Annotated in this window: 9 protein-coding genes; 4 read left to right on the plus strand and 5 right to left on the minus strand. The window is 66.2% G+C overall.

Annotation, left to right across the window (positions count from 1 at the left end; translation table 11 throughout):
- Positions 1–13: 13 nt before the first annotated feature.
- From rpsO to EA796_RS14480, 4 genes are all read left to right on the plus strand, one after another.
- Positions 14–283 (plus strand): 30S ribosomal protein S15, encoded by a 270-nt coding sequence (rpsO, locus tag EA796_RS14465; protein ID WP_004424394.1) that lies wholly within the window; start codon positions 14–16, stop codon positions 281–283.
- A 171-nt stretch (positions 284–454) separates the two neighbouring features.
- Complete coding sequence (gene pnp / locus EA796_RS14470; RefSeq protein WP_122109093.1) at positions 455–2560, plus strand: polyribonucleotide nucleotidyltransferase; 2106 nt, start codon at positions 455–457, stop codon at positions 2558–2560.
- A gap of 277 nt (positions 2561–2837) precedes the next feature.
- Positions 2838–3206, plus strand: a complete 369-nt coding sequence (locus tag EA796_RS14475) for a BON domain-containing protein (RefSeq protein WP_021444597.1) — start codon at positions 2838–2840, stop codon at positions 3204–3206.
- Between the two features lie 57 nt (positions 3207–3263).
- Positions 3264–3461, plus strand: coding sequence for a CsbD family protein (locus tag EA796_RS14480; RefSeq protein ID WP_122109094.1), 198 nt, complete (start codon positions 3264–3266; stop codon positions 3459–3461).
- 63 nt (positions 3462–3524) lie between these two features.
- On the opposite strand, the gene EA796_RS14485 is transcribed toward EA796_RS14480, so the two are convergent.
- The 5 genes from EA796_RS14485 to EA796_RS14505 all read right to left on the minus strand — a co-directional run.
- Positions 3525–3827, minus strand: coding sequence for a DUF2845 domain-containing protein (locus EA796_RS14485; RefSeq protein ID WP_031303269.1), 303 nt, complete (start codon positions 3825–3827; stop codon positions 3525–3527).
- A 23-nt stretch (positions 3828–3850) separates the two neighbouring features.
- Positions 3851–4153, minus strand: coding sequence for a DUF2845 domain-containing protein (locus EA796_RS14490; RefSeq protein ID WP_122109095.1), 303 nt, complete (start codon positions 4151–4153; stop codon positions 3851–3853).
- Between the two features lie 4 nt (positions 4154–4157).
- Positions 4158–7037, minus strand: coding sequence for a DUF748 domain-containing protein (locus EA796_RS14495; RefSeq protein ID WP_122109096.1), 2880 nt, complete (start codon positions 7035–7037; stop codon positions 4158–4160).
- A 104-nt stretch (positions 7038–7141) separates the two neighbouring features.
- A complete protein-coding gene (locus EA796_RS14500) occupies positions 7142–8158 on the minus strand; it encodes a class I SAM-dependent rRNA methyltransferase (RefSeq protein WP_122109097.1) in 1017 nt (338 codons plus the stop codon).
- A 198-nt stretch (positions 8159–8356) separates the two neighbouring features.
- Positions 8357–8977 (minus strand): acetyl-CoA C-acyltransferase (locus tag EA796_RS14505; RefSeq protein WP_122109098.1); only part of this gene is annotated, 621 nt, incomplete at its 5' end.

Here is an 8977-nt window from a genome sequence, read left to right on the forward strand (position 1 = left end):
AGAGGAAGCCAACATGGCACTCAGCGTTGAAGAAAAAGCCCAGATCGTTAACGACTACAAGCAAGCTGAAGGCGACACCGGTAGCCCGGAAGTGCAGGTAGCCCTGCTGACCGCCAACATCAACAAGCTGCAAGGCCACTTCAAGGCCAACGGTAAGGATCACCACAGCCGTCGTGGTCTGATCCGTATGGTTAACCAGCGTCGTAAGCTGCTGGACTACCTGAAGGGCAAGGACACCAGTCGTTACAGCGCCCTGATCGGTCGCCTGGGCCTGCGTCGTTAATAGACGCGAGCTGCACAAGTTGGAAGCTGGGAGTTCGGCGTCGCGAGTGGGGAGTGATCCTCACCTCGTGGCGCTGGGCTTCCAGCTTTTGGCTTTTCGAGGGATGCACCGGGTCCGACTCCCGCGCTTCTTTCCAATTTCCCCCAAGGCAACAAAGAGAAGGAAAACACCGTGAACCCGGTAATCAAGAAATTCCAGTTCGGTCAGTCGACCGTTACCCTCGAGACTGGCCGTATCGCCCGTCAAGCCTCCGGCGCCGTGCTGGTCACCGTTGACGACGACGTCAGCGTGCTGGTCGCCGTAACCGGCGCCAAGACTGCCGACCCAAGCAAAGGTTTCTTCCCGCTGTCCGTGCACTATCAGGAAAAGACCTACGCTGCCGGCAAGATCCCGGGTGGTTTCTTCAAGCGTGAGGCGCGTCCCTCCGAGAAGGAAACCCTGACCTCGCGTCTGATCGACCGTCCGATCCGTCCGCTGTTCCCGGAAGGCTTCCAGAACGAAGTGCAGGTCATCTGCACCGTGGTTTCCACCAGCAAGAAGACCGATCCGGACATCGCGGCGATGATCGGTACCTCGGCTGCCCTGGCCATCTCCGGCATCCCGTTCAACGGCCCGATCGGTGCCGCGCGCGTCGCCTTCCATCCGGAAACCGGCTACCTGCTGAACCCGAATTACGAGCAGCTCAAGGCCTCGAGCCTGGACATGGTCGTGGCCGGTACCAAGGACGCCGTGCTGATGGTCGAATCGGAAGCCAAAGAGCTGACCGAAGACCAGATGCTGGGCGCCGTGCTGTTCGCCCATGAGGAGTTCCAGGTGGTCATCCAGGCTGTCGCCGAGCTGGCTGCCGAAGCCGGCAAGCCGACCTGGGACTGGCAGCCGAAGCCGGAAAACACCGCACTGCTGAACGCCATCCGTGGCGAGTTCGGCGAGGCGATTTCCCAGGCCTACACCATCACCATCAAGCAGGACCGCTACGCGCGCCTGGGCGAGCTGCGCGATCAGGTCGTCGCCAAGTTCTCCGGTGAAGAAGGTCAGCCTACTGCCGGTGAAGTCAAAGACGCCTTCGGCGAAATCGAATACCGCACCGTGCGCGAGAACATCGTCAACGGCAAACCGCGTATCGATGGTCGTGACACCCGCACCGTGCGTGGCCTGAACATCGAAGTCGGTGTACTGGACAAGACCCACGGTTCGGCGCTGTTCACCCGTGGCGAAACCCAGGCGCTGGTCGTGGCTACCCTCGGTACCGCCCGCGACGCACAGCTGCTCGACACCCTCGAAGGCGAGAAGAAAGACCCCTTCATGCTGCACTACAACTTCCCGCCCTACTCGGTCGGTGAGTGTGGTCGCATGGGTGCCACTGGCCGTCGCGAAATCGGCCACGGCCGTCTGGCCCGTCGTGGTGTTGCCGCCATGCTGCCGAGCGCCGACGAGTTCCCGTACACCATCCGCGTAGTGTCGGAAATTACCGAGTCCAACGGTTCTTCCTCCATGGCGTCGGTCTGCGGCGCTTCCCTGGCGCTGATGGACGCCGGTGTGCCGATGAAGGCGCCGGTGGCCGGTATCGCCATGGGCCTGGTGCTGGAAGGTGAGAAATTCGCCGTACTGACCGACATCCTCGGCGACGAAGACCACCTGGGCGACATGGACTTCAAGGTAGCCGGTACCGCCAAGGGCGTCACCGCGCTGCAGATGGACATCAAGATCCAGGGCATCACCGAAGAGATCATGGAGCAGGCGCTGGAGCAGGCGCTGGAAGCGCGCCTGAACATCCTCGGCCAGATGAACCAGGTCATCGCCCAGTCGCGCAGCGAGCTGTCGGCCAATGCGCCGACCATGCTGGCGATGAAGATCGACCAGGACAAGATCCGCGACGTCATCGGCAAGGGTGGCGCCACCATCCGCGCCATCTGCGAAGAGACCAAGGCTTCGATCGATATCGAAGACGACGGCTCGATCAAGATCTTCGGCGAAACCAAGGAAGCGGCCGAGGCGGCCAAGCAGCGCGTTCTGGCCATCACTGCGGAAGCCGAGATCGGCAAGATCTACGTCGGCAAGGTCGAGCGCATCGTCGACTTCGGCGCCTTCGTCAACATCCTGCCGGGCAAGGACGGCCTGGTGCACATCTCCATGCTCAGCGATCAGCGCGTGGAGAAGGTCACCGACGTGCTGCAGGAAGGTCAGGAAGTGAAGGTACTGGTACTGGACGTGGACAACCGCGGCCGTATCAAGCTGTCGATCAAGGACGTCGCCGCCGCCGAGGCATCCGGCGTCTGACGACTCGCTCGCTGCAAGGACAAGCCCCGCCTCTGCGGGGCTTTTCTTTGCGCGCGGCAAAACCCTGGCCGCAGATCCGCGTCGTGCAATTTGCCCGAGGCTTTTGCGCGGGGTTCGGCGAAATGCAAGGTTTCGCCTATCTGGGTGTATTCATAAGCTATTGAAAAATAACAGTATTGTGAGTTCTTAAAAGCTGGCACAGGCCTTGCGAAAGTCCTGTTGAGCCTGCAGCCAGGAGCTGGCCTGCAGATTGTCTGGAACGTACAGGAGTCGAACCATGAAACAGCCAATCAAGCGTATTGCTCTCGCCACCCTGACCACCACTGCCCTGGGCCTGTCGCTGGCGTCCACGGCGTTCGCCCAGCCGGCCGACGCCGTGCAGCCGACCCTGCTGGCTGCCAATACCAGCGTGGACAAGGCCGAGCAGGCGGTGTCCGACACCTGGATCACCAGCAAGGTCAAATCCAGCTTTATCGCCGACCAGAGCCTGAGCGGCCTGGACATCAAGGTCGAGACCAATCAGGGCGTGGTCGCGCTGTCCGGCGTGGTGGCCAGCGAGGCCGAGCGCGAACTGGCCATCGCCAAGGCCAAGGAAATCGAGGGCGTGCGTGACGTGTCGGCCGACGGCCTGAAAGCCGCCGACTGATAAGTGAGCGTGGCGGGTTGCGGCCCGCCGCTTCGCCAACCACAGGGAGCCATGACCATGAACAGCGACATCATCAAGGGTAAGTGGAAGCAGCTCAGCGGGCGCATCAAGGAGCGTTGGGGCAACCTCACCGACGACGACCTGGACGTCGCCGAGGGCCACAGCGAGTACCTCGTCGGCAAGCTGCAGGAACGCTATGGCTGGACCAAGGAGAAGGCCCAGCAGGAGTTGCGCGACTTCAGCGACAAGCTCTGACGCCGCGTTACAGACCGAGGCCCCGCCGGCATCGTCGGCGGGGCCTTGGCGTAGGTGCGGGCATCAGATGCCGCGCTTGCTGCGAATCTCCACCAGGCGTCCGCCCTCGAAGCGCAGGAAGTGGTACATGCCGCCGCGTGGCCCGTAGATCCACTCCTCCACGGCGACCTCGTTGCGAAAGCCGTACTGGTCGAGCACTTCCTTGTAGCCGAGAAAGTCGCGGCTCAGCGGTTCGCCGCATTTGCCCTGGACTTCGCTGGTCGGCGCGCTGGTGCTGACCAGGGCGCTGCCGCAGCGATAGGTGGAGGAGGCTTCGGCCAGCGGCAGGGCCAGCAGTAACAGCAGTGGGGCGTGGTGGAGGCGGATCACTGGCGGTTCCTGGTGTGGTTTCAGTGCTGACGACGGCGCTCGATGGCGACCAGGCGGTTGCCCTCGAAGCGCAGGATGCTGAGCATGCCGTTGCTCGGCCCGTAGACCCATTCCTCGACCAGGTACTCGCGGCGGTCGTAGGAGCCCAGGGTGTAACCGATGGGATCGCGGTGCTGCGGCTCGCCGCACTTGCGTTCGACCTCGAAGGGACGGTCGCCGAGGCTGACCAGCTGGCTGCCGCAGCGCAGGGTATCGGCGTGCAGCGGCGCGCTGGCCAGGGCGGCCAGCAGGGCGCAGAGGGCGGTGCAGGGGCGACGACGCATGGCGCTACTCGCTGTCCAGGTGGAGCGGGGTGAGCACGCGGCCATCGGCCTCGGGCTCTCCTAGATTGACATCGATCAGGTACAGGCGTTCGTCGGCCAGGCCGCCTTGGGCGACCAGGTAGTCCTTGATCGCCGCCGCGCGCTGCTGAGCCAGCTGGCGCAGCAGCAGCTTGCTCTGCGCCCAGGAGTCGAGCACGGCCTGGCGCATAAGCTGATGACGCTGCTCGTCGTCGAATTCGGCCCATTCGGCCGGCGGCTGCTGCTTGAGGCGGGCGCGGTAGATGCCTTCGAGAAGGATCGCCTGGTCGTCCTCGTCCACCACCAGCTCGTCGGCGCTGGCCGGCACCTTGTCGCCGCGGCGCTGCAGCATCTTGTACCAGGTCTCGCGGAATTCACGTTGCAGGCGCTGCTCGGCCAGCAGCGGGCCGTCGGCGCGCTGGGCGCTCTGGCCTTCCACTTCCAGGCGCAGCGCCGGGCGTTCCTGCAGGGCCTTGGCCAGGGTGTCGAGGGCCTGGCGTGCGTCGTCGCTCAGGGCGTCCGAGCCGGCGTCGAACGGCACGGTGCTGAGGTCGACGTCGCTGCCGCCGGCGACCAGGCCGGCGACGAACTTGAACGGTGCCTGCGCCGCGCGCAGCACCAGGTTGCGCAGGGTCTGCCAGACGATGGGCATGACGCTGAACTCGGGGTTGTTGAGGTCGCCCTTGACCGGCAGCTCGATGGCGATCTTGCCCTCGGTGTCCTTGAGCAGGGCCACCGCCAGGCGGATCGGCAGGTCGACGGCGTCCGGGCTGTCGACCTTCTCGCCCAGCTGCAGGTTTTCCACCAGCACCTTGTTCTCGGCGTTGAGCTGGCCCTTCTCGATGCGGTAGTGCAGGTCGAGGTTGAGCCGGCCCTTGCGGATGCGGTAGCCGGCGAACTTGCCAGAGTAGGGGGTGATGGTGGTCAGTTCGACGTTCTTGAAGCTGGTGGCGATGTCCAGGCTGTTGAGCGGGTCGAAGGGGGTGAGCTTGCCCTTGACGCTGACTGGCGCGTACTTGTCCACCTTGCCCCGGATGTCGACGCTGGCGGCCTGCGGGCTCTGGTTGTCGAGGGTGCCGATGCGGCCGTTCATCTGCTGGATGGCGGTGGCGAAGCTGGGGGTCAGGCTGAAGTCGGCGAAGTTGGCCGAACCGTCGTTGATGGTCACGCCGCCGATGCGCACGGCCAGCGGTTTGCCCGCATCCGCCTGAGCCTCAGCCGGCGCGGCAGGCTGCGGCACGATCAGCTCGCTGACGTTGGTGGTCAGGTTCTCGTTGATCACGAAGCGCACATAGGGCTGCTCCAGCTCGACCTGCTCGATGGCGAGGCTTTCGCCGTGGCGATAGTCGAGGCCGTTCACCCGCACCTGCTGCCAGCGCAGGAAGTCGCGCTCGCGCAGGGTGTCGAGGGTGTGCAGCTGGTCGATCCTGGCGCTGCCGCTCACCTGGAGCGCCAGCGGCGCGGTGCTCCTGAGTTGCACCTCGAGGTCGCTGCCGAGCAGGCCGCTGCGCAGTTCCAGGCGGATAAAGGGGCTGAGATAGGCCTGGGCCAGGCGCAGGTCGATGTCCTGGGTGGCGACCTTGAGCTGGGCGCTGGTGGGTTGCAGCTGCACCTGGCCGGCTGCCTGCAGCTTGCCCTGTTTGCCCAGGCCGGTATCCAGCTTGAGGCCGAAAGGCTTGTCGCCGAGGCTGTCGAAGTCGCTCAGCTCCAGGTTCAGCGGGCCGACGTCCAGCGCCACTGCCTGTTGCGGCATGCGGTCGACCAGGTGGGCCTGGTAGTCGCGCAGCTGCACGTCGCGCAGCAGCACCTGCCAGGGTTTGCTCGCCTCCTCGGGCGGCGCCGGCTCGCTGGCTGCCGTCGGTTTGCCGGCAAACAGCTTCTGCCAGTCCAGCTCGCCGTCGGCCTCGCGCGCGGCCCAGGCTTCCAGGCCCTGGCTGCGCACCTGGCCGATGAGCACCTGCTGCTTGGCCAGGTCCAGGCTGGCGTCGGCGACGTCGAGGCGCTGCAGGCGCAGCAGCGGCTTGCCTTCGGGGCTGTCGATGGCGAAGGGTGCCAGTTGGATGGCTAGCTTGCTCAGCTGCAGCTCGGTGCCGCTGGACAGGTCGAGGCGGTAGTCGCTGCTCAGATCGACCTGGCCTTCCTGCAAGACCAGCGGCAGGGCATCGCGCACGTAGGGCCAGATGGCGCGCAGGCGGCCGTCGCTGAGCTTGAGGTTGCCGCTGGAGGTCAGTGGCACTAGGCCTATGCGGCCCTGCCAGTCGATGCGACCGCCATGGGGGCCGGTGGCGGTCAGGGTCATTTCGGCGTTGTCGCCGGCCAGGGTGCTGAGGTTGTGCAGTTCCAGGTTGAGCGAGTCGTAGGCGAACTCCACCGGCTCGCTGGGGCGCAGGTCCTGGAAGTGCAGGGAGTTCTCGCGCAGCCCGACCTTGTCGATGCGCAGCGGGAAGGGCTCGCTTGGCGGCGCGTCGGCGGCGTCCGCCGGGCTCTCCGGCAGTTTGAACAGCTGCGTGAGGTTGAGCGTGCCGTCCTTGGCGAACAGCACCTCGCCGTGCGCGCCGTCCAGCTCGACCTCGGCCAGGTGCAGGGCGCCGCTCCACAGGCTGTCCAGTTGCAGGTTGGCGTACAGCTGCGCCAAGCCGAGCTGTGGCCGCTGCGGCTCACCGATGGCCAGGCCCCACAGGCGCAGCTCCAGGCTGAAGGGATTGAGCTGCAGGCGCTGCAGGCTGGCCGGCACGCTGGCGTACTGCGCCAGCTGCTGGTTGGCGATGCGCAGGGCGATGCCCGGCAGAATCAGGAAGCCGATCAGGCTGTAGAGGAAGAGGGCGATCAACAGGGCGCTCAGCGCGCGCTTCAGTCCTTTGGGCATGGCGAGGCGTCATCTATCCAGACGAAGAGATGCCTTGGAGTATGGCACGCCGGTTCGGTTCCGGGCGTGCGCCGCACCGCGCATTTTTCTCTGTCGCGGGTCGCTCAGAGCCTCAGGATCAGGGTCTTCAGCGGCGGCTTGGCGTCGTGCGAGGGAAAGTCGGCGGCCGGTGGCAGCACCTGGCAGTCGCGCAGCGGGCGGCCGAGCTTGGCGGCGCAACGCAGCACCTGATCGCGCCAGTCGGCCAGCTCCACCTTCGCCAGGTTGTTGCAGCACACCAGCGTGCCACCCTCGGCGGTGGCCAGGATCGCCGGCTTGAGCAGGCTCTGGTAGTCGCGCAGCAGGTCGACGGTGCCGAAGGCGCTCCTGGCCCAGGCTGGCGGGTCGAGGAACACCAGGTCGAACTGGCGCGGCGCCAGACGCGGATAGGCCGGCAGTTTCTGTCCGCGGCGGCTGGCGACGGGCAGGTCGGCCAACTGGCGGATCGCCGGGAAGTAGTCGGACTGGATGAACTGCATGGCCGGCAGGCTGGGGTTCAGCGCGCCGTTCTCGCGGCCCACCGCCAGGTTGCCCTCGGCGAAGTCCAGGTTGACCACCTCGCGCGCGCCGCCGGCCGCGGCGCAGAGGCCGACGCCGCAGGTGTAGGCGAACAGGTTGAGCACGGACTGGCCGGCGCTGTTGGCCTTGATCCAGCCGCGGGCGTTGCGCAGGTCGAGAAACAGCAGCGGGTCCTGCCCGGGATGGCGGCCACGCACCCGATAGTTCAGGCCCCACTCCTGGCCGAGCATATCGTCCAGTGCCTCGGGGGTGGCCTGATACACCGCGTCGCGGCGGTCGACACGCGAATTGCCGCCTGCGCGGTCGTTGTAGACCAGGTGCAGGTCGAGGCCGAGACGCTCGTTGATGGCGCTGTGCAGCCCGAGCAGCGCCTCGCGCTGCAGCGGTTGGTGAAAGCTTTGCACCAGCAGTTGCGGGCCGTAGCGATCGAGCGTGAGGCCGGGGGCGCCTTCCTGGCTGCCGTGGAACAGGCGGTAGCAGTCGGTACCCTGGGCGTGCAGTTCACCCAGCAGCGGTTGGCGGGCATCGAGGGCGGCGCGCAGCGCCAGATCAAGAGCGGGCATGCGCGGCATCTCGGAGAAAGGAAAGGCCGGCAGTTTAGCAAGAAAAACGCCGACCCTCGGTCGGCGCGTTGTGGCGATTGCGGCCGGCGTAGGTTGGGTTGAGCGCAGCGAAACCCAACGGCGGTCTACCGGGCGCGCCGGGTCGCGCCCCTGTTGGGCTTCGGGGCTGCGCCCCTCGACCCAAGCTACGGCTTTGGCTTAGCGCTCGATGGCCAGCGCCACGCCCTGGCCGCCGCCGATGCACAGGGTGGCCAGGCCCTTCTTCGCATCGCGGCGGATCATCTCGTGCAGCAGGCTGACCAGCACACGGCAGCCCGAGGCGCCGATGGGATGGCCGAGGGCGATGGCGCCGCCGTTGACGTTGACCTTGGCCGCGTCCCAGCCCAGCTCCTGGCCGACCGCCAGGGCCTGGGCGGCGAAGGCTTCGTTGGCTTCGATCAGGTCCAGCTCGGCGAGGTTCCAGCCGGCCTTGTCCAGGCAGCGGCGGGTGGCCGAGACCGGGGCGATGCCCATGATCGCCGGATCGACGCCGGCATTGGCGTAGGCCTTGATCCTGGCCAGCACCGGCAGGCCCAGTGATTGCGCCTTGGCCGCGCTCATCAGCAGCACGGCAGCGGCGCCGTCGTTAAGGCTGGAAGCGTTACCGGCGGTGACGCTGCCGTCCTTCTTGAACGCCGGCTTGAGCTTGCCCAGCGCCTCGGCGGTGGTGCCGGCGCGCGGCTGTTCGTCGCGGGCGAAGGCGACGGGATCGCCCTTGCGCTGCGGGATTAGGACCGGAACGATCTCGGCGTCGAAGCGACCGGTCTCGATGGCCGTGCA

This window comes from Pseudomonas sp. AOB-7 (genome assembly GCF_003696305.1).
Lineage (GTDB): Bacteria > Pseudomonadota > Gammaproteobacteria > Pseudomonadales > Pseudomonadaceae > Aquipseudomonas.